The sequence below is a fragment of the Novosphingobium sp. LASN5T genome (assembly GCF_003856955.1).
GTDB lineage: Bacteria > Pseudomonadota > Alphaproteobacteria > Sphingomonadales > Sphingomonadaceae > Novosphingobium.
Genome location: NZ_RQSI01000030.1, coordinates 1 through 24,973, shown reverse-complemented (window position 1 = coordinate 24,973; position 24,973 = coordinate 1). Strand labels below are relative to the sequence as shown.

Here is a 24,973-nt window from a genome sequence, read left to right as displayed (position 1 = left end):
CGGGATCAGGACGAAGCGGGGACGGCCTCGGCAACGAGGCCGTCCACCAGCACCCGCAGGCCGCGCTCGAAACTTTCCTCCAGATCGAACATTCCGGTCAGGAACGCGTGCATCGCGGCGTTTTCGCGATAGATCGACCAGCCCAGCGACAGCGACAGGACGGCGGCTTGCGCTTCCAGCGCCTGTTCGCGGCTGAACCCGCGCTGCACCAGCGGCGCGGCCATGCCCGCGGCCGTTTCGTCGCTGGCCTGCGCGAGCGGTCGCGCCGAAGCCAGCAACCGGGCGGCATCGCGATGGCGCGCCAGGCTGCGGCATAGCCCCTGGCCCAGTGCCAGCAGCCATGCGCGCGCGTCGAGGCCGTCGTGCAGGCCGGCGCGCGCTTCGGCGTAGAGCGCTTCGGCCATCAGCCCGCCCAGCGCGGCCTTGTCGCGCACGTGCCAGTACAGCGCCGGTGCCTGCACCGACAGTCGCGCCGCCAGCGCCCGCATCGTCACGCCATCCAGCCCCGCTTCGTCGAGCAGGGCAAAGGCGGCGGCAACGATGCCGGAGCGATCGAGTGCAATGTCGCGGTGACGGGCCATCGTTCCCGTTTGACAATTTAACGATGTTAAGTAAACTCGGGCCATCGGTTTTTGGGAGAGAAGCCCGATGATTCATGTGCGCAACGCCTGGCACGTGGCCTGCTGGTCGATGGACCTGGAAGCGGGCAGGCCCTTCGCGATCACCATGGCCAACGATCCCGTGGTGATCTTCCGCGCCGAGAGCGGGCGCATCGTGGCGCTGGAGGATCGCTGCGTTCACCGGCTGGCGCCGCTGTCGCTGGGCCGGTGCGAGGGCGAGGCGCTGCGCTGCCTGTACCACGGCCTGAGGTTCGAGGCGGATGGCCGGTGCAGCGAGATCCCCGGGCAGGATACGATCCCCGCCACGGCGCGCGTGCGCAGCTATCCCGCGGTCGACCGGCACAGCTGGATCTGGGTCTGGCTGGGCGATCCCGCGCGGGCCGACCCGGCGCTGATCCCGCCGGCTGTCGGGTTCGACGATCCGGACTACATTCTCGGCCGGGGCCAGCTCGACTATGATGCGCAGGCCCGGCTGATCCACGACAACCTGTGCGATTTCACGCATCTGGCCTTCGTTCACGCCAACAGCTTCGGCGCGGACGAGGAATGGGCGCGCACCCGGCCCAGGGTCACCCAGCTTCCGCGCGGGGTGCGGTTCGAACGCTGGGTGCGCGGGCAGAACCGCAGCACGATCAACGGTGGCCTGGAGCCGGTCGATCTGTGGAGTTGCTACGAATACCACGTGCCGGGCATCCTGCTGATGCCCAGCGCCAGCTATCCCGCCGGAACCGCCGACCGGCTGCGCGATGCGCCGCCGCCGCCCGATGTGCCAAGGACCGGGGTCACCTTCACCAGCCAGGCCGTGACCGCGCTGACCGACCGCACCAGCCGCTATTTCTTCAGCTGGGGACCGCACCGCGATCATGGTGATGAAGCGCTGCGCGACCGGCTGATGGGGGTGGCGGCCATGGCTTTCGCCGAGGACAAGACCATGATCGAGGCGCAGCAGAAAGTGATCGACCGTGATCCCGCCCGCCCGGTCCTGCCGGTGACGTTCGACAAGGGCGTGGTGCTGTACAACCGCCTGGTCGAACGGCTGGCGCGCGACGAACGCGAGGCCGTTTCCGCCGCCGCCTAGGCTCCGGACCCAGGCTCGTTAAAGGCTCCCGGCCCTAGATCAGGCCGGCGAGCGGGCTGGAGGGATCGGCGTACTTCCTCGTGCCCATCCGCCCCGCGCGATAGGCTTCGCGGCCGGCCTCGGTGGCCAGCTTCATCGCCCGCGCCATGCGCACCGGGTCCTTCGCTTCGGCGATCGCGGTGTTCATCAGCACGCCGTCGCAACCCAGTTCCATCGCCACCGCCGCGTCCGATGCGGTGCCCACGCCGGCATCGACCAGCACCGGCACGCTGGCGCCTTCCACGATCAGGCGGATCATCACCCGGTTCTGGATGCCAAGGCCCGAACCGATCGGCGCGCCCAGCGGCATCACCGCCACCGCGCCGGCGCTTTCCAGCTGCTTCGCCGCGATTGGATCGTCCGAACAGTAGACCATCGGCAGGAAGCCTTCGTTGGCCAGGATTTCCGTGGCGCGCAGCGTTTCGCGCATGTCGGGGTAGAGCGTCTTCGCTTCGCCCAGCACTTCCAGCTTCACCAGATCCCAGCCGCCCGCCTCGCGCGCCAGGCGCAGCGTGCGGATCGCGTCCTCGGCGGTGAAGCAGCCGGCGGTATTGGGCAGGTAGGTGATTTTCTTCGGATCGATGAAGTCCGTCAGCATCGGCGCCTTGGGATCGGAAATGTTCACGCGGCGGACGGCGACGGTGACGATCTCCGCGCCCGAGGCGGCGACCGCAGCGGCGTTCTGCGCGAAGTCCTTGTACTTGCCGGTGCCCACGATCAGGCGCGAGCGGAAGGTGCGGCCTGCCACGGTCCAGCTGTCATCGTCGTTCACGGCCTGCGTTCCTTCCTCTTGCCCGCCGCCCACGAAGTGGACGATTTCCAGCACGTCGCCATCCGCCAGCGCGACATCGGCCAGGGTCGAACGCGGCGCGATCTCGCCGTTGCGCTCGACCGCGACCTTGGCCGGATCGAGCCCGATTGCGCGCACCAGATCGGCGATCGAACCCGGAGCGGCGCGGCGCGGTTCACCATTGACGGTGATAGAAAGCGAAGCGGGGGAAGGGCTGGCATCCATGCCCGCCGCTTTAGCGTGCGGGGCGCGGCGCGCAAGCGTGCGCTCAGGGGCGGGAACAGCAGTAGCCGCTCAGCAGCCGCGCCGCATGTTGATGAGGTGCGCCGTCGCCACCAGCACCACGCCGCCGATGGTCAGCACCGCTTCCTGCGTGCCGTGCCCGGTCACGACCGCCGCCGCCATCAGCGCCAGGCCGGTTCCGCCCACGGCCAGCGGCAGGACATGGCCGTGCCGCAGCGCGCCAAGGCCGATCGTGGTGGCGCCGACCGTCAGCGCCAGCACCAGCCCGATGCGGTGGATCGCCGGGTCGAGCAGCACGCCGCCGCCCACGCCCAGCAGGCCAACCAGGAACACGCCAGCCAGGCAATGCAGCAGGCACAGCCCCGAAAGGAGCACGCCGAACCGGTCGAGCCGGGAACGCAGGGCCTGCAGCGCGTGATTCATGACAGCGCATATATGTTACATTGTATCATTGCACAAGAGGGCATCACGTTTCCGGTGCGGGATTCCCGCTTGCGCTGGAGCGATGTCGGTGGGACAGGCTGAGGCCCATGGAATCCGCGATCCCCTCTCCGTTCGCTGCCCCGCGCGAAGTACGCGCCGCGCCGCTGGCCATTGCCCGCTGGCTGTTGATCGTGGCGGCGATGGTGGCGATGATCGTGGTGGTCGGCGGCATCACCCGGCTGACCGAATCGGGGGTCTCGATCACCGAGTGGAAGCCGGTAACCGGCGCCCTGCCGCCGTTGACCGATGCGCAGTGGCAGGCCGAGTTCGACGCCTATCGCCAGACGCCGCAATATCTGCTTGTCAACGGCCCGGCGGGCATGACGCTGGCGGACTACAAGTTCATCTTCTTCTGGGAATGGGTCCACCGCCTGCTGGCACGCACGATCGGCATGGTCTTCGCGCTGCCGCTGGCGTGGTTCTGGGTGAAGGGGCGCATTCCGGCAGGCTACAAGCCGCGCCTGCTGGCGCTGCTGGCGCTGGGCGGGCTGCAGGGGGCGGTCGGCTGGTGGATGGTGAAGTCCGGCATCGTCCACGACGTCAAGGTCAGCCACTTCCGCCTGGCCGCGCACCTGCTGGTCGCGCTGGTGACGCTGGCCGGCCTGGTGTGGACCGCGCTGGACCTGCGCGCGCTGGCGCGGGGCCGGGCGCGCTCGCGGCTGACCGGCTTTTCAGGGCTGGCGCTGGCGATGCTGGTGCTGCAGCTGTTCTACGGCGCGCTGCTCGCGGGCCTGCGCGCGGGCACGGCAGCAGGCGGCGGCTGGTTCAACTGGGGCGCCTGGCCGCTGATGCAGGGCAGTTTCTTTCCCGCTGGCATCGACTGGTCGCATGGCGGGGCGCATGCCTTCCTGTCCGATCCGTTCCTCGTCCATTTCGTCCACCGCTGGTGGGCCTGGGCGGTGGTGGCGGTGCTGGTGGTGATGGGGCGCAAGCTGCGCAAGGCACAGGCGCGGCCCGCCGCGATCGCCATCCACAGCGCTTTCGGCACGCAGATCCTGCTCGGCATCGCCACGGTGATGAGCGGTGTGGCGATCTGGATCGCGGTGGCGCACCAGCTGGTCGGCGCACTGCTGGTAGCCGCGACGACGTGGGGCGCGCACGCGCTCGGCCAGAAGCGCTGATTCGCGATGGCGGACGGCGCGGCGCTGATCTGGTGCCCGTTCGCCAGCCGCGCCGACGCGGAAGCGGCCGCCGGCGCGCTGCTCGATGCCGGGCTGATCGCCTGCGCCAACATTCTGCCGGGCATGATCTCGCTTTATACCTGGCAGGGCGAGCGCGGCGCTGGCGAGGAAGTGGCGATGCTGGGCAAGACGACCGCCGCAGCGCTTGAAGCTGCCGTGGCGAAACTGGCAGAAATCCATCCTTACGATTGCCCCGCGATCGTCGGTTGGCGCGCCGATGCGGCGGCACCGGCCACGCTCGCCTGGCTGGTTGCGGAGACCGGTAAAAACGCTCAAAACACCGCGCAAGAGCAGGGTTGAAGCGGGAAGGTATTATTTTACCTCCTCGAAAACCCGCACGAATGCTTGACTCGGCAGGGCGCTTGCAACAAAGGCGCGCTTCCTCACTGCGATGCGGGCCTTTTGTCTGCGTGCGGTGCACAGATTAGGGAACCGTTCCAGCCATGAAGGCTCTCAGCAAGGTCACCCGGTCGATTAAGCCGGCCGAGGTTGAAAAGAAGTGGCATCTGATCGATGCCGATGGGTTGGTGCTTGGCCGTCTCGCCGTCATCATCGCCAACATCCTGCGCGGCAAGCACAAGCCGAGCTTCACCCCGCACGTCGATTGCGGCGATCACGTCGTCGTCATCAACGCGGACAAGGTGCGCCTCACGGGCAACAAGCTCAAGGCGAAGACCTATTACAAGCACACCGGCTATGCCGGCGGCATCAAGGCGGTCACCGCCGACAAGGTGCTGGGCGGCCGCTTCCCCGAGCGCGTGCTCGAAAAGGCGGTTGAACGCATGATCCCGCGCGGCCCGCTCGGCCGTGACCAGATGCGCGCGCTCCACCTCTATGCCGGTACCGAGCATCCGCACGGCGGCAACCAGCCCGAAGCGTTCGATGTCGCTTCGCTCAACCGCAAGAACAAGGTGGGCGCATAATGTCGGATACCCCCAACTCCACCGATTCCGTTTCGAGCCTGGCGGATCTCAAGAACCTGACCGCTGCCGCTCCGGCCGCAGAGGCTCCGGCCGCTTCGGATGATGCCGCTCCGGTCGTTCCCGCCGCTCCGCCCGCGCCGCTGCGCGATCGCGAAGTGGACGCCTATGGCCGTTCCTACGCCACCGGCCGCCGCAAGGACGCCGTGGCCCGCGTGTGGCTGAAGCCCGGTTCGGGCAAGATCGTGGTCAACGGCCGCGATCAGGAAGTCTACTTCGCCCGCCCGACGCTGCGCCTCGTCATCAACCAGCCCTTCCAGGTCGCTGGTCGCGAAGGCCAGTACGATATCATCGCCACGGTCAAGGGCGGCGGTCTCTCGGGTCAGGCCGGTGCGGTGAAGCACGGCATCGCCCAGGCGCTGTCGAAGTTCGAGCCGGCGCTGCGTGGCGCCGTCAAGGCCGCCGGCTTCCTCACCCGCGACAGCCGCGTGGTCGAGCGCAAGAAGTACGGCCGGGCCAAGGCTCGCCGCAGCTTCCAGTTCTCGAAGCGCTAAGTCTTTCGGCCTTACGGTCGATTTCGAAAAAGGGGCTGGCGCTTGCCGGCCCCTTTTTTGTTGTCCTGTCTCAAGCGGAGTAACCCATGGCCTTCCTTCCCGCCGCGGGCGGCAGACTGGGCTGGGCGCGTGGCGCCATCGGTGCGCTGATCGGGATCGCCGTGGCGGGTGTGCTGACGCGCCTTGTCGAACAGTCCGTCGCGCAGGCGGGCGTGTTCGGGCCAAGCCTGTTCGGGCCAAGCCTGTTCGGGACGGAGGTGGCCGGCCTGCCCTGGCTGGTCGCGCCGCTGGGGGCCGCCGCCGTGCTGGTCTTCGCGGTGCCGGCCAGCCCGCTGGCGCAGCCCTGGCCGGTAATCGGAGGCAACATGATCTCCGCCGCCGTGGGTCTCGCGGCCGGCCACTGGATCGCCGAGCCATGGCTCGCCGCAAGCCTTGGCGTGGGCTGCGCGATCGCGCTGATGGCGCTGGCGCGCTGCCTGCACCCGCCGGGCGGGGCCTGCGCGCTGCTGTGCGCGCTGGGCGCGGGCGCGAACGGCTGGGGCTGGTCTTTCCTGCTGATGCCCTTGGCGCCGAACGTGCTGGCACTGGCCGCTTCCGGGTGGCTCTACAACAAGCTGACCGGCCACCCCTGGCCGCATCATTCCGCGCCCGCGCGCGCCCTGCCACGGGATACCTGGGCCGGCACGTACGACATCGCCGATCTCGATGCGGTGCTAGCGGAGTGGGACGAAGTGCTCGACATCGACCGCGAGGACCTCGATGCCCTGTTCCGCGCGCTGGAGCGGCGCGTACAGGCGCGCTGGGAAAGCGCGCGCCGCTAGGCGGGGCAGGCCTGCAACAGCGCGACGGCGCGCACGGTGGCGTCGAACAGGCGTTCGTGCCGGTCGCTTCGCACGAAGCCGGCGATCGTCGCGTCGAAACGCGCGCGGTCACCGAGGCCGGTGGAGCGCACCAATTCGGCCAGCGTCGCCTCGTCGGGCGACATGGCAAGGCAGCACGGCCGGTTGACCATGAAGGCCTCCGGCCAGGTCGCCACGATCGCGCGAACCAGATCGTGCACGCCCACGGCGGCCTCGACGCTGCGGTAGCGCTGGGCAAGGTCCGGCACCGGATCGCGCGCGGCCCGTTCGAACAAGGCGCAAAGCCGCATCGCCATCACCACGTGCAGGCCGATCAGCGACAGGGCGCGGATGTCCTGCGGGCGGGCCAGCGCGCGTACCGTTTCAGCGAAGCGTTGGGGCAACGCGCCCGGCGCTCCGGCGCCGGTACCGTGGGTCTGGGCAGGCATCGAAATTCCCTTCTTGCGATCAATTCGCAACAAAGGGTATGCGCACTCACCGCATCAGTCAATGCGAATCGTTCGCAATAAGCGTCAGGCCGTGCGAAAGCCGTGCGAGATCGGGTAGCGCCGGTCGCGTCCGAAGTTGCGCATTCCCAGCTTCACGCCGGGGGGCGCCTGCCGCCGCTTGTATTCGGCCACGTGCAGCAGCCGCTCGATCCGCACCACCACATCGCGGTCGAAACCTTCGGCAACCAGCTGCTCCACGCTTTGTTCGTGCTCCACCAGCCCGAACAGGATTGCATCGAGCACGTCGTAGGGCGGCAGCGAATCCGAATCCTTCTGGTCGGGCCGCAGTTCGGCGCTGGGCGGCTTGATGATCACCCGATCGGGCATGACCGCGCCCTCCGGCCCCAGCCCGATCTTGGGCTTGCGCGTGTTGCGCCAGCGCGAAACCGCGAAGACCGTGGTCTTGTAGGCATCCTTGAGCGGATTGTAGCCGCCGTTCATGTCGCCGTAGATCGTGGCGTAGCCCACGCTCATCTCGCTCTTGTTGCCAGTCGTCACCAGCATCGGTCCGAACTTGTTCGACAGCGCCATCAGCGTGACGCCGCGAATGCGCGACTGGATGTTTTCCTCGGTCAGATCGGGCTGGCGGCCGGCGAAGGCGGGGGCCAGCATCTCGGCAAAGCCCGCCACCGCCGGTTCGATCGGGATCGTGTCGATCCGGCATCCCAGCAACCGGGCGCATTCGGCCGCGTCCTCAAGGCTTTCGGCGCTGGTGTAGCGGCTGGGCAGCATCACGCACCACACCCGGTCCGCGCCCAGCGCGTCGACCGCGATCGCCGCGCACAACGCCGAATCGATCCCGCCGGACAGCCCCAGCACCACACCGGGGAAGCGGTTCTTCTCCACGTAGTCGCGCAGCGCCATCACCATCGCGCAATAGATGTCCTCGGGGTGTTCGGTCGGTTCGTTGACCTCGGCCGGCTCGCACCGCCAGCGATAGCCGGCGCCCACCGGCACGCGGTTCCAGCGGGTATGGACGATCGCCTCTTCCCAGTCGGGCAGCTGCGCCCACAGCGCGCCTTCGGGGCCGACCACGAAGCTCGCCCCGTCGAACACGATCTCGTCCTGCCCGCCCACGCGGTTCAGGTAGGCCAGCGGAATGCCGGTATCGATCGCGCGGCGCTTGGCCACGCCATCGATCCGCAACACATCCTTGTCGATCTCGTAGGGGCTGCCGTTGACGCAGATGAAGATGTCCGCGCCCAGTTCGGCCAGATGGCGGCAGACGTCGGGGTGCCAGATGTCTTCGCAGATCGGCAGGCCCAGCATCGCGCCCTTGAACAGCACCGGCTCGGGCAACGGGCCCGGCAGGAAATAGCGCTTCTCGTCAAATGTGCCGTAGTTCGGCAGTTCGTACTTGAAGCGCGTGGCGACGACCTTGCCTCCATCCAGCAGCGCCACCCCGTTGTGCAGCGCACCGTCGCGCACGAAGACAGAGCCGACCAGCATGGCGGGGCCGCTGTCCGCCGTGGCTTCGGCCAGCCGGGTGAGCTCGAGCGCGGCGCGCTCGATCAGCGCCGGCTTCTGGATCAGATCCTCGGGCGGATAGCCGACAAGCTGCATTTCCGGGAACACGATCAGATCGCAGGCGCCGTCCGTCTCCGCGATGGCGCGGCGGCGCGCGGCCAGCATCGTGTCGGCATTGCCGGCAAGATCGCCAACGGTCTGGTTCAACTGGGCAAGGGTGATCGTGAGAGTATCGGCCATGCCCCGTTCCTAGGCGGCAACGCCCTGCGCGGGCAAGTCACCATGCGTCCGTATGCGTTCGTTCGAGGGCAAAGCCCGGAATGACGTGCGGGTGGCGGCCCGACAGGGGCCGAGGGTGGGGACGAATGTGTCTCTGCCGTTGCAAAGCTGTCATCTTGGGCTAAGGGCGCGGGAAAGACCATCAGTCCGTCTGGTTCATTCTGTCAGTCCACGCTTTCTGGCTCATTGGGGAACGACGCATGAAGATCATGTCCGGCAACGGCAACCTGCCTTTGGCGCGCGCCATCGCGGCTTATCTCGAACTGCCGTTGACCGACGCCTCGGTGCGCCGTTTCGCCGACGAGGAAGTCTTCGTCGAAATCCACGAGAATGTGCGGGGCGAGGACGTGTTCATCGTCCAGTCGACCAGCTACCCCGCCAACGACAACCTGATGGAACTGCTGATCTGCATCGACGCGCTGCGCCGCGCCTCGGCCCGCCGGATCACCGCTGTCGTCCCCTATTTCGGCTATGCCCGCCAGGACCGCAAGCCGGGGCCGCGCACGCCGATCTCGGCCAAGCTGGTCGCCAACCTGATTACCGAGGCGGGCGCGGACCGCGTGCTGTCGGTCGATCTCCACGCCGGTCAGATCCAGGGTTTCTTCGATATCCCGACCGACAACCTCTATGCCGCCCCCGTCATGGCGGCGGACATCCAGACGCGCTACGGCGGGCAGCCGCTGATGGTCGTTTCGCCCGACGTGGGCGGCGTGGTGCGCGCCCGCGCGCTGGCCAAGCGGCTGGACAACGCACCGCTGGCCATCGTCGACAAGCGGCGCGACCGCCCCGGCCAGTCCGAGGTGATGAACATCATCGGCGACGTGAAGGGGCGGATGTGCATCCTGATCGACGACATCATCGATTCGGGCGGCACGCTGTGCAACGCCGCGCAGGCGTTGATGGACGCGGGCGCCGTCGGCGTTTCGGCCTACATCACCCACGGCGTGCTGTCGGGTGGCGCGGTCGCGCGCGTGGCGGGGTCCGCGCTCAAGGAACTGGTCATCACCGACACCATCCTGCCGACCGATGCAACGAAGGAATGCAACCGCATCCGCGTGCTGACCATCGCGCCGCTGATCGGCGAGGCGGTGCGCCGCATTGCCGATGAAAGCTCGGTCTCCAGCCTGTTCGACTGATCTGGTCCCGCGCCGTCCGCCGGCGTGGCGCCGCGCGGTTTACTGCCAGGGGCGGATTTGCCCGGGCTGAATGCGTTCGATCATTTCCAGCCGCCGCGATTGGCGCGTTTCCAGCGCCAGGGTCATCAGCGGTTGCGGCCGCGCCACGAACTGGCGCGGCGACATGCCGAACAGGTCGGTGAACTCGCGGATCAGGTGGCTCTGGTCGTAGTACCGCAGCGACAGCGCTTCGGCTTCGTCGTGGTCGGCCACGCCGCGAAGGTGGCTTGCCATGTCGAGCGCGCGGGCGCGACGCAGCACCTGTTTGGGCGGCATTCCGAAATCCCGGCGCACACACCGTTCCAGCCGGCGCTGCTCCACGCCCATTTCCCGCGCAAAGCGCGTGACGGTGATCGAAGGATCGACGAAAGCCTCGGCCTCGAAGCGCGCGGTCAGCAATTCGGGAATTTCGCCACCGCGCCCCGCGATGATCTGGCGCATTTCGTCTTCCATCGCGCGACACCAGTCCTCCGGCGTCCCGTCGGGATCGAACAGGTCCAGCCAGCGCCTGCTGGAAAGGCCCATGTCGTCCAGCGGGCAGATGCGGTCGAGATGGTCGCGCGCGCCCGGACCGCGCAGCGCATGGCAGGCGCCCGGACGCAGGGTAAGGCCTACGCTGGTGAAGCTGCCGCGCACCGAAACCGGCATACGGCGGGTGTGCGGGCCGAAGAACAGCGCATCGCCTTCGGAATGCAGGCGCCCGTCGGCGGTATCGGCGGTCCATTGACCACGCAACTGGATGCGAATGAACGGGGTATCGTTGAACAGGCCGCAATCGAGGAGATAATCGTCCGGCATCTCCACGACGGTCACATAGAGACGCCCGATCCACGGCGCGAGATCCGCCGCGGGCGCGCGGTTGTATGACAATGGCTGGCCGTCGCGCGACACCCCCGCCGCGGACGCGATCGACCGATCGATCGCCGGCCTCGAATTGCGTGACATTGTTGCTCCCCGAATGACGAACAGCTCGCCGTCCGCCACCTACTCCCCCGCCATAGCCGCGTCTGTGGCACCGGTCACGCCCATGGTAAAAGTTTGCTTGCGCCGTCAATAGCTTCCCGGTCGACATGGGTGATCCAGCGCACTGCCTGCCGGTGCGTTTGCGCACAGGGGCACGTCCTTTCGATGACGTTCGCCGCGTTGTCCTTGACCGGCGCGCCGGCGCCGGGCCAAAGCAGAGCCCATGAAACTGGACGACGATATCGCCCTCGCCCTGCGCCTTGCCGATGCCGCCGGCGCAGCCATCCGCCCCTATTTCCGCTCTGTCGAAGCCGAACGCAAGGGGGATGCCACCCCGGTGACGCTGGCGGACCGCGCGGCGGAAGAAGCGATGCGCCGCATCCTGACCGCCGAAGTGCCGCGCGATACCGTGATCGGCGAGGAGTTCGGCGCGACCACCGGCTCTTCCGGCCGGAGCTGGGTGCTCGACCCGATCGATGGAACCACCGGCTTTCTCGCCGGCCGCGCGCTGTTCGGCACGCTGATCGCGCTGGTGGTGGAAGGCTTTCCGGTGCTGGGCGTGATCGACCAGCCGATTTCCGGCGAACGCTGGGTGGGCGCGACCGGCCGTCCGACCACGCTGAACGGCAAACCGGTGCGCACCCGCGCCTGCCGCAGCTTGGCCGATGCCACGCTGGCCACCACCGGCCCGCACTATTTCGACGATCATGATGGCGCGCATTTCATGGGCCTGGCCGCCAAGACCGACCACAAGCGCATGGTCATGGGCGGCGATTGCTACAACTACGCCATGCTCGCGACCGGGCACATCGATGTCGTCTGCGAGGCCAACCTCAAACTGCACGACTGGGCTGCGCTGGTGCCCGTGGTCGAAGGCGCGGGTGGCACCATGGCGGACTGGAACGGCAACCCGCTCCACGCCGGGTCGGACGGCCATGTCATCGCGCTGGGCGATCCGGCGCGGCTCGACGACGTGGTCGAGGCGCTGGCCTGCGGGCACTGAGCGCGGCGGCCATGAACCAGCGACCTTGAACCGGTGGCATTGAACGGGCGGGCGCGGTGAAGAAGCGGTTCTTCTTCTACGGAACGCTGACCCATGCCCACGACAATCCGGTGACGCGCGCCGTGCTGCCGCTGCTCGGCCCGGCGTGGCGGGGCTGGGTACGCGGCCGGCTGCACGCGGTGCGCCACGGCGAAGGCTGGTATCCGGTGCTGACGCCCGTGAGCGCCGGCAGCGTATCCGGCCGCGTGTTCGGCTATGTCTATGACAGCGGGCCGCGCTTCACCCGCGCCACGTTGCGGCTGCTGGATGCCTACGAGAATTGCGATCCGCGCCAGCCCGCGCGGTCCGAATATCGCCGGCGCACGGTGACCGTTCATGTGCCGGGCCAGGGCACCGTCCGCGCCGATGCCTATCTGTTCAACCGGCCGCTGCACCCGGGCCTTTGCCCCATACCGGACGGGGATTTCGCCGCCTTCATCGCCGCCCGTGGCCTGTCCGCGCTGGGGTCGGGCCGCGCGGGCGCGCGGCGCCGCTGACGGTGGGTCTTTTCACCGTCACAGTCCTGTCGCATGGGCGGGGCGGGGATTCGCCGGCGGATAGCCACGGAAAAGGCGGTGCGGGATGCGCTTTCAGGAAACCTTTCATCTGACGCCCTACCTCGATTCGCTGGTGAGCTACGCGGCGGCCCTGCTGTTCGGCGCGCTGATCGGGGCGGAACGGCAGTATCGCCAGCGCACGGCGGGCCTCAGGACCAACGCGCTGGTGGCGCTGGGCGCGGCGGCGTTCGTCGATCTGGGCCAGCGCCTGGCCGGCGATGCCGAAGCGGTGCGCGTGATCTCCTATGTCGTTTCGGGCGTCGGCTTCCTGGGCGCCGGGGTGATCATGAAGGAGGGCAAAAACGTGCGCGGCCTGAACACGGCCGCCACGCTCTGGTGCTCGGCCGCCGTGGGCACCTGTGCGGGCACCGATATGCTGGCCGAAGCCGCGACGCTGACCGTGTTCGTGGTGGCCGGCAACACGCTGCTGCGTTTTGTCGTGAACGCGATCAACCGCATCCCGCTGGCCGCCGCATCGCTGGAAGCGACATACTGGGTGACGGTCACCACGGACGCGGCCAGCGCCGACAGGCTGCGCGACCTGCTGGTCGATCACCTTGAACTGATGCGCTATCCGGTCGCCGATACGGAACTGGTCGAACGCGCCGAGGACACGGTCGAAGTCCGTGCCCGCCTGGTCAGCACGGCGGCCGCCGAGAAGGATCTCGATGCGATCGCCGCGCATCTGGAACGGACGCACGCAGTGGCCCACGCCACCTGGGAAGTGCAGACGCACGACTGAGCGCGCGCGTCCGCGTTACTTCGCGAACGGGTTCTTCGGGCTGCGCAGCGTCAGGCGGATCGGCACGGCATCGAACCCCAGCTCGCGCCGGATTCCGTTGATCAGATAGCGCCGGTAGCTTTCGGGCAGCATGTCCAGCCGGGTGCCGAACAGCACGAAGCCGGGCGGGCGCGTCTTGGCCTGCGTGATGTAGCGCAGCTTGATCCGCTTGCCCCCGGGGGCCGGCGGCGGATTGGCGGATAGCGCATCGTCGAACCAGCGGTTGAGCGCGGCGGTCGGCACGCGGCGGCTCCAGGAATCGCGGATGTCGAAGGCCACGGACAGCAAGGTGTCCAGCCCCTTGCCCGTGCGTGCCGATACGGCCACCAGCGGCACGCCGCGCACTTGCGCCAGCCCTTCGTCCAGCGCGGCGCGCACGCCGTTGAAAAGGCCGCTGGCGTCCTCGGCCACGTCCCACTTGTTGATCGCGATGACGAGCGCGCGGCCTTCCTCCAGCACCATCGAGGCGATCTTGAGGTCCTGATGCTCCAGCCCGCGCGTGGCATCGAGCAGCAGGACGACGACTTCGGCGAAATCGATCGCGCGCCGCGCGTCGGCGACCGACAGCTTTTCCAGCTTTTCGACGACCTGCGATTTCTTGCGCATGCCGGCCGTGTCGATCAGGCGGATCGGGCGCGCCTTGCCGCTCATGGGATCGTTCCAGTCCCAATCGATCGCGATCGAATCGCGGGTGATGCCCGCTTCCGGCCCGGTGAGCAGGCGATCCTCGCCCAGCAGGCGGTTGATCAGCGTGGACTTGCCCGCGTTGGGCCGCCCGACCACGGCCAGTTTCAGGATCGATTCGGGATCGTATTCGGGTTCTTCACCGTCTTCCTCGCCGTCGTCGGCATCGGCTTCGGGTTCGCCGATCAGCGGGTAGAGCGCTTCGAACAGATCGCCCATGCCCTCGCCATGTTCGGCCGAAACGCCCACGGGATCGCCGAAGCCCAGTGAATAGGCTTCCAGCAGCCCCGCTTCGCCAGCGCGCCCTTCGGCCTTGTTGGCCAGGAGAATCACCGGCAGCGTATGTTCGCGCAGATAGCGGCCGATCTCTTCGTCGAGCGGGGTGATGCCGGCGCGCGCGTCCACCACGAACAGCGCCACATCGGCGCCGGTCAGCGAAGCCTCGGTCTGCTGGCGCATCCGGCCGGGCAGGCTGGAAGGATCTTCGTCTTCCCAGCCGGCGGTATCGACGATGGTGAATTCGAGGCCGAGCAGCGTCGCTTCGCCGAAGCGGCGATCGCGCGTGACGCCTGGCTGATCGTCCACCAGCGCCAGCTTTTTCCCCACAAGCCTGTTGAAAAGCGTGGACTTGCCGACGTTGGGGCGGCCGATGATGATAACTTGCGGATGCATCGCCCACCGTTGGCCCGCGCGCGCGGCGATGGCAAGGACGGTTTGGCGCGAACCGCCCGCAAACCGGCCTTTCCGAACCTCCGTAATCGCCGTTCATCGCCTTAAACGCATGTTAACTACATCGGTGAGGGTGATTCTTACCTTACCGGCAGAAAATTGCCGGCATGAAGGGATTGACCGGCAAAATCGCGGCACTGGCCGTATCGGGGGCCGTATGGGGCTCAGCGAACGTGGCGCAAGCCGCGCCCGCGGCGTTGCAGGCAGCGGGCGCGGCCGCGATGACGCGCCAGCAGGATGCGGATGGTGATTCGGACGCGCTGCCCTATCTCCAGTGCGTGCCCTATGCGCGGCAGGTTTCCGGCATCGGCATCTATGGCGATGCGCTGACCTGGTGGGATCAGGCGGCGGGGCGCTATGCCCGTGGCCGCCAGCCGCGCGTGGGCGCGGTGATGAGCTTCCGCCCCTATGGCGGCATGGAACTGGGCCATGTCGCGGCAGTCAGCCGGATTATCGATTCGCGCACGGTACTGCTGCGCCATGCCAACTGGTCGCCGATCAACGGCCGGCGCGGGCAGATCGAGAAAGACGTGCGCGCGGTCGACGTTTCGCCCGAGAACGACTGGAGCGAGGTGCGCGTTTGGTATGCGCCGATCGCCGATCTGGGGACCACGCGCTGGCCGGTTAACGGCTTCATCTATAACGAAAAGCCGCGCAAGAACGAGCGGCTGACCGTGCTCGCCTCCGCCGGTGCCGCCGCGCCGGCGCGGGTGCCGCTGATGGCGCGCGCCGAACCTGCACGCGGCGCCCCCGGCCGCAGCGCCCCCGGCCGCAGCGAAGGCGGCATCGGCGCGGACTTCCTCAAGGGGATCGTGTCCGAATCGCGCGCCGCGCAGACTCCGGCGTCGCGGCGCCCGGCCCGGCAGAACCTTGCCACCAGCGCTCCGCGAACGGCTCCGGCCCGGACGACGTCCACGCGCCTGGCGGGAAGCGACAGCGACCCGATTGGCCGGATCATCGCCGCGCGAATGCGCTGATCCGCGCGGCGCTTCCGGTCCAGGTTGCCGGAATCAGAGCGTGCGGATGATCGCCGAGAAATCGAGCCCGCCGTTGCCGGCGGCGGCGAAGGCTTCGTAGAGTTCTTCCGCCCGCGTGCCCATCGGCACCTGCGATCCCGCATCGCGCGCCGCGGCAACCGCCAGCTTGAGGTCCTTGAGCATCAGCGCGGTGGCGAAACCGCCCTGGTAGTCGTTGTCCGCCGGGCTCTGCGGCCCCACGCCGGGCAGCGGGCAATAGCTGGTCATCGACCACGACTGGCCCGAAGCCTTCGATGAGATATCGTAGAACACCTGCGGATCGAGGCCGAGCTTCTGCGCCATGGCAAAGGCTTCGCAGGTGGCGATCATCGTCGCGCCCAGGATCATGTTGTTGCAGATCTTGGCAGCCTGTCCGGCGCCGCTGCCGCCGGCATGGATCACCGCCTTGCCCATCGCCGCCAGGATCGGCTCCGCCCGCGCGAAAGCCGCGTTATCGCCGCCCACCATGAACGTCAGCGTGCCTCCGTTCGCGGCGGCGATCCCGCCCGAGACGGGGGCGTCGACCATGGCATAGCCGGCGGTCGAGGCCGCTGCCGCGACCTTGCGCGCGGTGGCGACGTCGATCGTCGAGCAATCGAGCAGCAGCGCTGTTTGCGGGGCCTGTCCGATCACGTCGGCGCCATAGACGCTGTCCACGATCGCGCCGTTGGTAAGCATCGAGACCACAGCCTCCGCGCCCTGCACCGCCTCGCGCACCGAGGTATAGGTCGCGCAGCCGTTATCGCTGGCCCGCGCCAGCGCATCGGGGGAAAGGTCGAAGGCATGAACCTCGTGCCCGGCCTTGACCAGATTCGCGGCCATGCCGCCGCCCATGTTGCCGAGACCGATGAACGCGATTTTCATGCTTCTCCCCTCCCGCTGGCAATTCAGGACTTACCGCCCCGTCCAGACGCCGGGGCGCTTTTCGATGAACGCGGCCATGCCTTCGGCCTTGTCCTCGGTGGCGGTCAGGATCTGGAACAGGCGGCGTTCGTAGAGCAGGCCCTGATCGAGCGTGGTCTCGAACGCGGCGTTGACCATTTCCTTGTTGGCGATGGCGGCGACCGGCGGCATCGCGGCGATCGTCTCGGCCGTCTTCAGCGCATCGGCCAGCAGGTCCGCCAGCGGCACGATCCGCGCGACGAGGCCGGAACGTTCGGCTTCTTCGGCGCCCATCATCCGCCCGGTCAGGCACATTTCCATGGCCTTGGCCTTGCCCACCGCGCGCGTCAGCCGCTGCGATCCGCCCATGCCCGGCGCCACGCCCAGCTTGATTTCGGGCTGGCCGAACTTCGCCGTGTCGGCCGCGATGATGAAGTCCGCCATCATCGCCAGTTCGCAGCCGCCGCCCAGCGCGAAGCCGTTCACTGCCGCGATCCACGGCTTGCGCGTGGTCTTGACGAGGTGGCTGGTCCAGCGCGCGAAGAAATCCTGGTTGTAGAAATCGACCGCCGGCTTTTCCGCCATTTCCTTGATGTCGGCGCCGGCCGCGAAGGCTTTCTCGCCCGATCCGGTCAGCACCGCGCAACGCTGCGCGGGATCGGCTTCGAACGCCGCGAACGCGCCGATCAGGTCTTCCAGCACCTGCGAATTCAGCGCGTTCAGCGCCTGCGGGCGGTTGAGCGTGATGAGCGTGACGGCGCCCTTCTGTTCGACCAGGATCGTTTCGTATTCGGCCATCTCAGCAGTCTCCAGATGTGTCGCCCGGGCGGGCAGCCACCCGCTCTCGCGGGAAGCGGCGCTCAAGGCAATGGCGTCCATTCCTCGTCCGCCGGCAGCGGGGCGAAGATCGCCTCGATCAGGTCGTCGGTCACGCCTTCGGGCGTGGCCGGATTCCAGCGCGGCGCGTGGTCCTTGTCGACGATCACCGCGCGTACGCCCTCGGCGAAATCGGGGCGGACCAGCACGCGGCTGGCCACGCGGTATTCCATCGCCATGTTGTCCGCGAAATCGGTGAGCGAAAGGCTGTCGTGCAATTGCCGCAGCGCCACCTTGCAGGTCTGCGGGCTCTTGTGGCCCAGCGTTTCCAGCGTCGCGCGCGCCCAGTCGCCGTCCTCGGCCGCCAGCGCGGCCAGGATGTCCTCGTACCGGTCCGACGCGAACGTCCGCGCGATCGTTTCGGCCACGGCGGCAATCTTCGGCTCGGGCGGCACGGCGGCCAGCGCGTGGAGCGTCGCAGCGACAGCGGAAGGATCGGCGGCGATGCGCGCCTTGGCCGCCGCCGTGGCGGCGGACGGCAGATAGTGCGTGGCAAGGTCGGCCCAAAGGCATTCCGCGCCGTCCAGCCGCGCCCCGGTCAGCGCCAGATACTGGCCCAGCCGGCCGTGCAGGCGCGAAAGATACCAGCCGCCGCCCACGTCTGGAAACAGGCCGATGCCGGTTTCGGGCATGGCGAGCCTGGTCGCCTCGGTCGCCACGCGGTATTGCGAAGGCCCGGCAAGGCCCACGCCGCCGCCCATGGTGATCCCGTCCATGAAGGTCACCACCGGCTTGGGATAAGTGAAGATCAGGTGGTTGAGCCGGTATTCGTCGAAGAAGAACTGGCGGCCCGATGCGCCACCATCGTTCAGCGCGGAATTGCGCAGGAAGGCGATGTCGCCGCCGGCGCAGAACCCGCGCGACAGTTTGGGATCACCATCGGGCGCAACCGCGTGGTCCAGGATCACCACCTGTACCGCCGGATCGTCGCGCCAGGCCAGCAGCGCCGCGGTCATGGCGTGGACCATCGGCAGCGTCAGCGCGTGAATTGCCTTGGGGCGGTTGAGCGAGAGGAAGCCGGCGGCGCCTTCGGTGCGGATCAGAACGTCATCGGTCACTTCAGCAGGTCCCTTCCCACGATCAGGCGCATCACTTCGTTTGTCCCCTCCAGGATGCGATGCACGCGAAGGTCGCGCCAGAAGCGTTCGATCGGGTAATCGCGCAGATAGCCATAGCCGCCGAACAGCTGGAGCGCGCGGTCGACCACCGAGGACCCGTTGTCGGTCGCCAGCTTCTTGGCCATCGCCGAAAAGCGCGTGCGGTCGGGCGCGCCGGCGGTCACCTTGGCGGCGGCGAGGTAGAGGAGGGCGCGCGCCGCTTCCAGATCGGTCGCCATGTCGGCCAGCGTGAACTGGGTGTTCTGGAACTCGGCGATCGCCTTGCCGAACTGCGCGCGGTCCTTGACGTAGCCGACCGCCTCGTCGAGGCAGCGCTGCGCGCCGCCCAGCGAACAGGCGCCGATGTTCAGCCGCCCGCCGTCCAGCCCCGCCATGGCGATGGCGAAGCCCTGTCCTTCCGCGCCGACGCGGTTGGCGACCGGCACTTTCACGTTGTCGAGGATGACCTGTGCGGTGGGTGAGGCGTTCCAGCCCAGTTTCTTCTCGGGCGCGCCAAAGCTGACGCCCGGCATGTCCTTCTCGATCACCAGGCAGGTGATGCCCTTCGGCCCATCGTCGCCGGTGCGCACCATGGTGACGTAGAGATCGTTCACCCCGCCGCCCGAGATGAACTGCTTGGTGCCGGTAACGACGTAGTGATCGCCTTCGAGGCGGGCGGTGGTCTTGAGCGCCGCCGCGTCCGAACCGGAACCTGGTTCGGTCAGGCAATAGCTGGCCATCAGGTCCATGGTGACGAGGCCCGGCAGCGTGCGCGCCTTGATCGCGTCGCCACCGAACTTGTCGATCATCCACGCCGCCATGTTGTGGATCGAGATGAACGCGCTGGTCGCCGGGCAGCCATAGGCCATGGCTTCCATGATCAGCGCCGCTTCCAGCCGCCCGAGGCCGATGCCGCCCGCTTCCTCGCTGACATAGATCGCGCCGAAGCCGAGTTCGGCGGCGGCCTTGATCGTTTCGCGTGGAAACAGGTGTTCCTCGTCCCACTGCGCGGCGAAGGGCGTGATCGCGTCGGCGGTGAACCGCCGCGCCATCTCCTGAATCGCGCGCTGGTCCTCGGTAAGCTGGAACTGGTCGGTCATCTGGCGCCTTACCCCATCGTCGGAATGACGAAGGCGTTGCCCCCGTCCGGCGAACCGTCGGGCCAGCGCTGGGTCACGGTCTTGACCTTGGTCCAGAACTTCACGCCTTCCATGCCGTGCTGGTTGGTATCGCCGAATGCCGAACGCTTCCAGCCGCCAAAGGTGTGATAGGCCACCGGCACCGGGATCGGCACGTTGATGCCGACCATGCCGACATTGACCCGCGCCGCGAATTCGCGCGCGGCATGGCCGTTGCGGGTGAACAGGGCGACGCCGTTGCCGTACTGGTGCTTCGAGGGCAGCGCGAGCGCTTCCTCGAAGTCCTTCGCGCGCACGATCTGCAGCACCGGGCCGAAGATCTCGTTGTGGTAGCTGTCCATCTCCGCCGTGACGTGGTCGATCAGCGTCGGGCCGACGAAGAAGCCGTTCTCGTGGCCCTGCAGCGTGAAGCCGCGCCCGTCGACGACCAGTTCGCCGCCTTCCTCCACGCACTTCGCGATCCAGCCCTCGATCTTTTCCTTGTGCGCCTGCGTCACCACCGGGCCGTAGTGCGCGTCGGGATCGGTCGAGACGCCGACCTTGAGCGCCTCGATCGCCGGGATCAGCTTGGCCTTCAGGCGCTCGGCGGTGTCTTCGCCCACCGGCACGACCACCGGCAGGGCCATGCAGCGTTCGCCCGCCGAACCGAAAGCGGCGCCGGCCAGATCGTTCACCACCTGGTCGAGATCGGCGTCGGGCATGACGATGCCGTGGTTCTTGGCCCCGCCCATCGCCTGCACGCGCTTTCCGGCGGCCACGCCCCGGTTATAGACGTAATGCGCGATGTCGGACGAGCCGACGAAGCTGACCGCGCCGATCGCGGGGTGATCGAGGATCGCGTCGACCATTTCCTTGTCGCCCTGCACCACCTGGCAGATGCCTTCGGGCAGCCCGGCTTCGAGGAACAGTTCGGCCAGGCGCACCGGCACCGACGGATCGCGTTCCGAAGGCTTGATGATGAAGGCATTGCCGCAGGCGATGGCCACGGCCGACATCCACAGCGGGATCATCGCCGGGAAGTTGAACGGGGTGATGCCCGCACCGATGCCGATCGGCTGGCGCATCGAATAGACATCGATGCCCGGCCCGGCGCCTTGCGTGTATTCGCCCTTCAGCACGTGCGGGATGCCGCAGGCGAATTCCACCACTTCCAGGCCGCGCTGGATGTCGCCCTTCGAATCCGCGATGACCTTGCCGTGCTCGGACGAGAGCAGGCGGGCCAGTTCGTCCATGTTCGCCTCGACCAGTTCCTTGAAGCGGAACATCACGCGGGCGCGGCGTTGCGGGTTGGTGGCGGCCCAGGCGGGCTGCGCGGCCTGCGCGGCGGCGACGGCGCGATCGAGCACCGCCTGGTCGCCCAGCGCGACCTGCGCCTGCACGCCGCCGCTGTTGGGATCGAAGACGTCGCTCTTGCGAGCGGGGGCGCCGCCGGGACCACCGACGATGAAATGATCGATCAGGCGCATTGCGCGAATCCTCTTCCTGACGGGATCGAAGTGACCTCGGCGCTGTCCTGCACTCCGGATCAGTTGCAGGCAACTAGCGATTATGCGAGTGCTACCTGCAATCATGCAGCCATCCGACTGGAACGACTATCAGGCCTTCCTCGCCATCGCCCGCGCCGGGCAGCTGGCGCGCGCGGCATCGGCCATGGGGGTGGACGCCACCACCATGGGCCGTCGCCTGCGCCGGCTGGAAGCGCGCGTCGGCGCCACGCTGTTCGAACAGACGCGCGAAGGGCAGGTGCTGACCGAGGCGGGCGAGGCGATGCTCGTCGATGTCGAGGCGATGGAGCAGGCCGCCAGCCGCATCGCCGAAAGCGCGGCGGTATCGGGCGGGCTTTCGGGCCTGCTGCGGGTCAGCCTGTCCGAAGGCTTCGGCACCTGGTTCGTGGCGCCACGCGTCCACGGCTTCACCGAAGCGCACCCGCGCCTGATGGTGGACCTCGTCGCTTCCACCGGCTTCCTCAGCCCGTCCAAGCGCGAGGCGGACCTTGCCGTCACGCTCTCGCGGCCGCGCGCCGGGCCGGTGATCGCGGGCAAGCTCTCGGACTATGCGCTGCGGCTCTATGGCTCGTCCGCCTACCTTGCGGCGCACGGCGCGCCCGAACGCCCCGCGGACCTGACCGCCCGGCACCGGCTGGTCGGCTACGTGCCTGATCTGCTGTTCGCGCCGGAACTGCGCTATCTGGCGGAGATCGAGCCAGACCTGTCCGCCGCGCTGCGCAGTTCGTCGATCATCACGCAATACCGCATGATCGCTGCCGGGGCCGGCATCGGGGTTCTGCCCTGCTTCATCGGCGATGGCGATCCCGCGCTGGTGCCGATCCTGCCCGAACGGCGCATCACCCGCTCGTTCTGGGTCGTGACGCACAAGGACACGCACAACCTGGCCCGCGTGCGCGCGTTCAAGGACTGGCTGACCGGAGTCGTGGCGGCGGAGCGGGGCCGGCTCCTGCCGGGGTAGAGGATGATCGGGTTCGCGCAAGCGAACCCGGAAAATCAGGCTTTCGCGACCGGCGCGTCCTCGCCCAGATCCTCGTACCAGGCTTCGACCGGGCCGCTGAGCTTGAGCGTCAGCGGATTGCCCTTGCGGTCCATGGTCTTGCCCGCCTGCACGCGCACCCAGCCTTCGGAAATGCAGTATTCCTCGACATTGGTGCGCACCGTGCCCTTGAAGCGGATGCCCACGCCGCGCCGCAGCTTGTCGGCATCGAAATGCGCGCTGCGCGGGTTGATAGCCAGCCGGTCCGGCGGCACGTCCGCGCCAGTGGTCGGGGTGCCGGTTGCGGTTTCGGGCGTCTGGTCGGAAGCGTGGTCGTTCATGGGAAAACGCCTCTATCCCGCTTTCCCCGCTTGTCAATTGACGCGCGGATGTCTAAGGGCGCGCTTCCGCAACGGAAGTGGGCGCGTAGCTCAGCGGTAGAGCACACCCTTCACACGGGTGGGGTCACAGGTTCAATCCCTGTCGCGCCCACCACTTCCCCGGTCCTCACGACATTTCGGCTTTGACGGGCATCAATGCCCGCGCTTCTCCCTGCGTCCAGAACGGCGCCGCAACTGGAGGAGAGGTTTCATGCTGAACTTCAACGTGGGCGGCATCGATCGCGTGCTGCGGGTCGTGCTGGGGCTGGTGCTGATCGCGATGGTCTTCGTTGGGCCGAAAACGGGCTGGGGCTGGATCGGTCTTGTGCCGCTGCTGACCGGGCTGTTCCGTGTTTGCCCGCTCTATTCGCTGATCGGCGTGAACACCTGCCCCCGGCGATAGGCGTCCGCGTTTCCGTGATAGGCCCGTTTCTCCGACCGGCCTTTTCCCGATCGGCCTGTTCCCGATCGGGTTGCAAGGGCCGCGCCGAGACGGCATAGCCCCGGACCATGCACGATATCCGCCTGATCCGCGAAAACCCCGCCGCTTTTGACGCCGCCCTTGCCCGCCGGGGCGTGGAGCCGGTGGCGCAGTCCATCCTCGCGCTCGACAGCGCGCGGCGCGATGTGGCCACGCGGATGCAGGAATCGCAGGCCCGCCGCAACGAGGCGTCGAAGGCGATCGGCGCGGCCATGGGCAAGGGCGACAAGGACACGGCCGAGGCGCTGAAGGCCGAAGTTGCCGCGCTCAAGACCGAACTGCCCGCGCTGGAGGACGAGGAGCGCCGGCTGACCGCGCAGCTCGCCGATGCGCTGGCGGCATGGCCCAACCGCCCGGCCGACGACGTGCCGCCGGGCGAGGACGAGGCGCAGAACGTCGAGGTAAGCCGCTGGGGCACGCCGCGCACGTTCGATTTTCCCCCGCGCGAACATGCTGATCTCGGCCCAGCGCTGGGCCTCGATTTCGAAACCGGCGCGCTGATTTCGGGTGCGCGCTTCACGTTCCTGAAGGGCGGGATGGCGCGGCTGCACCGCGCGCTGGCGCAGTTCATGCTGGACCGGCAGACCGGCGAGAACGGCTATCTCGAATGCATCCCGCCGCTGCTGGTGAAGGACGAGGCGGTGTTCGGCACCGGCCAGTTGCCCAAATTCGCCGAAGACCTGTTCCGCACCACCGACGGCCGCTGGCTCATCCCCACCGCCGAGGTCAGCCTGACCAACGCGGTGCGCGAGCAGATCCTGGCCGAGGCCGCGTTGCCGATCCGCATGACCGCGCTGACCCCGTGCTTCCGTTCGGAGGCCGGCGCGGCCGGGCGCGATACGCGCGGGTTCATCCGCCAGCACCAGTTCGAGAAAGTGGAGCTGGTCTCGATCACCCGGCCCGAGGATTCGGAGGCCGAGCACGAGCGCATGACCGCCTGCGCCGAGGGTGTGCTGCAGGCGCTGGAACTGCCCTATCGCAAGGTGCTGCTGTGCACCGGCGACATGGGCTTCACCGCGCGCAAGACCTATGACCTCGAAGTCTGGCTGCCGGGGCAGGGCGCCTATCGCGAGATTTCCTCGTGTTCCAACTGCGGCGATTTCCAGGCGCGGCGGATGAACGCGCGCTATCGCCCGGAAGGGCAGAAGGGCACCGAGTTCGTCCACACGCTCAACGGGTCGGGCCTCGCGGTCGGGCGCACGCTGGTGGCGGTGCTGGAGAACGGGCAGCAGGCCGATGGATCGGTGGACCTGCCCGCCGCGCTGCACCCCTACCTTGGCGGGCTGACGCGGCTGGTGCCGCAGGGCTGATGCGCGCGCGGCGAACGGCCGCCGGATTCGCGGCGCTGCTGCTGGCGGCGGCGGCCGCGCCATCGTTCGCCCAGAACGCCGCCGGCTCCGGGGCTGGCGCGCCGATCATCGCCTGGACCTACGAAGTCCAGCCGGGCGATACCTTCCGCGCCATCGCGCAGCGCATGGGCGTGACCATGGAAGCGCTGGGGCGGGCCAACGGCATTCCTTCGCCCTATATCATCCGCGTGGGGCAGGTGCTGAAACGGCCCGATCCGGTGCCGGTGCCGTCGCGCCCGGCCCCCGTGCCGACGCCGGCTCCGCAGACGTCGACGCCACCCAAGGCGACGCCCCGGCCCGCGCCAGCGCCGCGCCCGGCGCCGCCCTTGCGCCCCA

General features: G+C 68.2%; 28 protein-coding genes and 1 tRNA gene. 16 read left to right on the top strand and 13 right to left on the bottom strand.

Translation table 11 applies throughout. From position 1 onward, the window contains the following. Positions 1-5: 5 nt before the first annotated feature. Positions 6-581: a TetR family transcriptional regulator gene (locus EH199_RS17260; protein WP_190287319.1), complete on the bottom strand. Its 576-nt coding sequence runs from the start codon at positions 579-581 to the stop codon at positions 6-8. A 67-nt stretch (positions 582-648) separates the two neighbouring features. Here EH199_RS17260 and EH199_RS17255 point away from each other — a divergent pair, with 67 nt between their 5' ends. Continuing rightward, positions 649-1,698, top strand: a complete 1,050-nt coding sequence (locus EH199_RS17255; protein WP_124810461.1) for an aromatic ring-hydroxylating dioxygenase subunit alpha — start codon at positions 649-651, stop codon at positions 1,696-1,698. A gap of 34 nt (positions 1,699-1,732) precedes the next feature. Here EH199_RS17255 and thiS read toward each other — a convergent pair whose 3' ends face one another. Beyond that, positions 1,733-2,752: a sulfur carrier protein ThiS gene (gene thiS, locus EH199_RS17250; RefSeq protein WP_124810460.1), complete on the bottom strand. Its 1,020-nt coding sequence runs from the start codon at positions 2,750-2,752 to the stop codon at positions 1,733-1,735. 69 nt (positions 2,753-2,821) lie between these two features. Further along, entirely contained in the window at positions 2,822-3,193 is a 372-nt protein-coding gene (locus EH199_RS17245) for a MerC domain-containing protein (RefSeq protein WP_124810459.1), read from the bottom strand. Positions 3,194-3,300: 107 nt separating this feature from the next. Here EH199_RS17245 and EH199_RS17240 point away from each other — a divergent pair, with 107 nt between their 5' ends. The 5 genes from EH199_RS17240 (at position 3,301) to EH199_RS17220 (ending at position 6,729) form a co-directional block, all read left to right on the top strand. Continuing rightward, the gene (locus tag EH199_RS17240) at positions 3,301-4,374 is read left to right on the top strand and encodes a COX15/CtaA family protein (RefSeq protein ID WP_124810458.1); all 1,074 of its coding nucleotides are present in this window, start codon (positions 3,301-3,303) and stop codon (positions 4,372-4,374) included. A gap of 6 nt (positions 4,375-4,380) precedes the next feature. Beyond that, positions 4,381-4,734, top strand: a complete 354-nt coding sequence (gene cutA / locus EH199_RS17235) for a divalent cation tolerance protein CutA (RefSeq protein ID WP_124810457.1) — start codon at positions 4,381-4,383, stop codon at positions 4,732-4,734. A 143-nt stretch (positions 4,735-4,877) separates the two neighbouring features. Next, complete coding sequence (gene rplM, locus EH199_RS17230; protein ID WP_124810456.1) at positions 4,878-5,357, top strand: 50S ribosomal protein L13; 480 nt, start codon at positions 4,878-4,880, stop codon at positions 5,355-5,357. Continuing rightward, positions 5,357-5,908 (top strand): 30S ribosomal protein S9, encoded by a 552-nt coding sequence (rpsI, locus tag EH199_RS17225; protein WP_124810455.1) that lies wholly within the window; start codon positions 5,357-5,359, stop codon positions 5,906-5,908. Before rplM ends, rpsI begins: the two co-directional genes overlap by 1 nt. Before the next feature lie 86 nt (positions 5,909-5,994). Further along, positions 5,995-6,729 carry an HPP family protein gene (locus EH199_RS17220; protein ID WP_124810454.1) on the top strand — a complete coding sequence of 245 codons (735 nt, stop codon included), beginning with the start codon at positions 5,995-5,997 and terminating at the stop codon, positions 6,727-6,729. On the opposite strand, the gene EH199_RS17215 is transcribed toward EH199_RS17220, so the two are convergent. Together EH199_RS17215 and EH199_RS17210 are read right to left on the bottom strand one after the other, a co-directional pair. Further along, on the bottom strand, positions 6,726-7,196 hold the full coding sequence (locus tag EH199_RS17215) for a hypothetical protein (RefSeq protein WP_124810453.1): 471 nt from the start codon (positions 7,194-7,196) through the stop codon (positions 6,726-6,728). The two genes, EH199_RS17220 and EH199_RS17215, sit on opposite strands and share 4 nt — an antisense overlap. Positions 7,197-7,280: 84 nt before the next feature. After that, on the bottom strand, positions 7,281-8,963 hold the full coding sequence (locus EH199_RS17210; protein WP_124810452.1) for an NAD+ synthase: 1,683 nt from the start codon (positions 8,961-8,963) through the stop codon (positions 7,281-7,283). 239 nt (positions 8,964-9,202) lie between these two features. Between EH199_RS17210 and EH199_RS17205 the strand changes: the two genes are divergently transcribed. Then, the gene (locus EH199_RS17205) at positions 9,203-10,138 is read left to right on the top strand and encodes a ribose-phosphate pyrophosphokinase (protein WP_124810451.1); all 936 of its coding nucleotides are present in this window, start codon (positions 9,203-9,205) and stop codon (positions 10,136-10,138) included. A gap of 39 nt (positions 10,139-10,177) precedes the next feature. On the opposite strand, the gene EH199_RS17200 is transcribed toward EH199_RS17205, so the two are convergent. Then, a complete protein-coding gene (locus EH199_RS17200) occupies positions 10,178-11,122 on the bottom strand; it encodes a helix-turn-helix domain-containing protein (protein ID WP_124810450.1) in 945 nt (314 codons plus the stop codon). A 241-nt stretch (positions 11,123-11,363) separates the two neighbouring features. Here EH199_RS17200 and EH199_RS17195 point away from each other — a divergent pair, with 241 nt between their 5' ends. The 3 genes from EH199_RS17195 to EH199_RS17185 all read left to right on the top strand — a co-directional run bounded on the left by EH199_RS17195 (position 11,364) and on the right by EH199_RS17185 (position 13,481). Then, positions 11,364-12,143 carry an inositol monophosphatase family protein gene (locus EH199_RS17195; RefSeq protein ID WP_124810449.1) on the top strand — a complete coding sequence of 260 codons (780 nt, stop codon included), beginning with the start codon at positions 11,364-11,366 and terminating at the stop codon, positions 12,141-12,143. 56 nt (positions 12,144-12,199) lie between these two features. After that, a complete protein-coding gene (locus EH199_RS17190) occupies positions 12,200-12,679 on the top strand; it encodes a gamma-glutamylcyclotransferase (RefSeq protein ID WP_190287318.1) in 480 nt (159 codons plus the stop codon). A gap of 85 nt (positions 12,680-12,764) precedes the next feature. Then, entirely contained in the window at positions 12,765-13,481 is a 717-nt protein-coding gene (locus tag EH199_RS17185) for an MgtC/SapB family protein (RefSeq protein ID WP_124810447.1), read from the top strand. 15 nt (positions 13,482-13,496) lie between these two features. Here EH199_RS17185 and der read toward each other — a convergent pair whose 3' ends face one another. Beyond that, positions 13,497-14,876: a ribosome biogenesis GTPase Der gene (gene der / locus EH199_RS17180; protein WP_124810446.1), complete on the bottom strand. Its 1,380-nt coding sequence runs from the start codon at positions 14,874-14,876 to the stop codon at positions 13,497-13,499. A gap of 164 nt (positions 14,877-15,040) precedes the next feature. Here der and EH199_RS17175 point away from each other — a divergent pair, with 164 nt between their 5' ends. After that, a complete protein-coding gene (locus tag EH199_RS17175) occupies positions 15,041-15,910 on the top strand; it encodes a CHAP domain-containing protein (RefSeq protein ID WP_370449696.1) in 870 nt (289 codons plus the stop codon). A gap of 33 nt (positions 15,911-15,943) precedes the next feature. Here the strand turns inward: EH199_RS17175 and mmsB are convergent, their stop codons facing one another. From mmsB to EH199_RS17150, 5 genes are all read right to left on the bottom strand, one after another. Continuing rightward, the gene (gene mmsB / locus EH199_RS17170) at positions 15,944-16,813 is read right to left on the bottom strand and encodes a 3-hydroxyisobutyrate dehydrogenase (protein ID WP_124810445.1); all 870 of its coding nucleotides are present in this window, start codon (positions 16,811-16,813) and stop codon (positions 15,944-15,946) included. 30 nt (positions 16,814-16,843) lie between these two features. Then, the gene (locus tag EH199_RS17165) at positions 16,844-17,629 is read right to left on the bottom strand and encodes an enoyl-CoA hydratase-related protein (RefSeq protein WP_124810444.1); all 786 of its coding nucleotides are present in this window, start codon (positions 17,627-17,629) and stop codon (positions 16,844-16,846) included. 62 nt (positions 17,630-17,691) lie between these two features. Further along, on the bottom strand, positions 17,692-18,765 hold the full coding sequence (locus tag EH199_RS17160; RefSeq protein ID WP_124810443.1) for an enoyl-CoA hydratase/isomerase family protein: 1,074 nt from the start codon (positions 18,763-18,765) through the stop codon (positions 17,692-17,694). Continuing rightward, the gene (locus EH199_RS17155; protein WP_124810442.1) at positions 18,762-19,904 is read right to left on the bottom strand and encodes an acyl-CoA dehydrogenase family protein; all 1,143 of its coding nucleotides are present in this window, start codon (positions 19,902-19,904) and stop codon (positions 18,762-18,764) included. The genes EH199_RS17160 and EH199_RS17155 overlap by 4 nt, the downstream gene beginning before the upstream one ends. Positions 19,905-19,912: 8 nt before the next feature. After that, positions 19,913-21,409, bottom strand: coding sequence for a CoA-acylating methylmalonate-semialdehyde dehydrogenase (locus EH199_RS17150; protein ID WP_124810441.1), 1,497 nt, complete (start codon positions 21,407-21,409; stop codon positions 19,913-19,915). 103 nt (positions 21,410-21,512) lie between these two features. Between EH199_RS17150 and EH199_RS17145 the strand changes: the two genes are divergently transcribed. Beyond that, positions 21,513-22,409: a LysR family transcriptional regulator gene (locus tag EH199_RS17145; protein ID WP_124810486.1), complete on the top strand. Its 897-nt coding sequence runs from the start codon at positions 21,513-21,515 to the stop codon at positions 22,407-22,409. A 35-nt stretch (positions 22,410-22,444) separates the two neighbouring features. On the opposite strand, the gene EH199_RS17140 is transcribed toward EH199_RS17145, so the two are convergent. After that, positions 22,445-22,768 (bottom strand): DUF3297 family protein, encoded by a 324-nt coding sequence (locus tag EH199_RS17140; RefSeq protein WP_190287317.1) that lies wholly within the window; start codon positions 22,766-22,768, stop codon positions 22,445-22,447. 79 nt (positions 22,769-22,847) lie between these two features. On the opposite strand from EH199_RS17140, the gene EH199_RS17135 reads away from it, so the two are divergent. The 4 genes from EH199_RS17135 to EH199_RS17120 form a co-directional block, all read left to right on the top strand. After that, a tRNA-Val gene (locus tag EH199_RS17135) sits at positions 22,848-22,922 on the top strand. A 96-nt stretch (positions 22,923-23,018) separates the two neighbouring features. After that, positions 23,019-23,210: a DUF2892 domain-containing protein gene (locus EH199_RS17130; protein WP_190287316.1), complete on the top strand. Its 192-nt coding sequence runs from the start codon at positions 23,019-23,021 to the stop codon at positions 23,208-23,210. 107 nt (positions 23,211-23,317) lie between these two features. Further along, positions 23,318-24,598 (top strand): serine--tRNA ligase, encoded by a 1,281-nt coding sequence (gene serS, locus EH199_RS17125; RefSeq protein WP_124810440.1) that lies wholly within the window; start codon positions 23,318-23,320, stop codon positions 24,596-24,598. Beyond that, on the top strand, positions 24,598-24,973 hold a 376-nt coding region (locus tag EH199_RS17120), incomplete at its 3' end, for a LysM domain-containing protein (protein ID WP_148092160.1). The genes serS and EH199_RS17120, both read left to right, overlap by 1 nt.